The organism is Vibrio sp. YT-19(2023) (genome assembly GCF_033337395.1).
The window spans coordinates 1-595 of record NZ_JAWOQN010000781.1; the positions used below are offsets into that span (position 1 = coordinate 1).

The window sequence follows — 595 nt, forward strand, 5'->3', positions numbered from 1 at the left end:
TGGCGCGTAGTTTCTGATGTGGTGAAACACCTCTTTCTCAGCACGAAAATCAACGGCAAACCACTCATAAATTGAAGATATTTTCGCCGTGTTACCTTCAATAGAGACGCCTTTTTTGCTGTTGATAAAGGTCTTTGCGGCACTCTCTAACAAGGTTTGAGTATTCTCAGCGGTAAAAGCTTGAGTTTGAAGATTTGGGCAGCCTAGGCTTGCACAATTGACAGCGTAGTGCGTTCTTGGGTCTTGCCAGATTGGTCGTAAAATTCGGTGCTCAATATCATTCAAGGTCAGACTTTTTCCGTTAATGATGATGACATCTTGATCCCATGGGCCAAAGCTAAACAGCCCGCCTAACTTGGTGATCGACGTTATCGGGTAGTTATCCAAAATTAGGTCAACCGTCAGTGCGTTGTATAGGTTTACCCAATACGCGTATTGCTCGGCTTGGCGGTGTTGCAATGGATTTAAACTAGCAAGACGTTGAATGTACTGCTTTAACTTTGTTTTATCGGCGACCGAGACTTGGTTGTAACGAAATAGAGTGTTGTCACCTCGGGTAACTAGATAGCTGTCGAGTAACTGTTGCCACTCCAGA

General features: G+C 44.4%; 1 protein-coding gene. It reads right to left on the bottom strand.

The genetic code is table 11. The annotated features are described in order from the left end of the window. Positions 1-595: DUF547 domain-containing protein (locus R7E78_RS28430; protein WP_318058920.1), on the bottom strand; the 595-nt coding region annotated here is incomplete at both ends.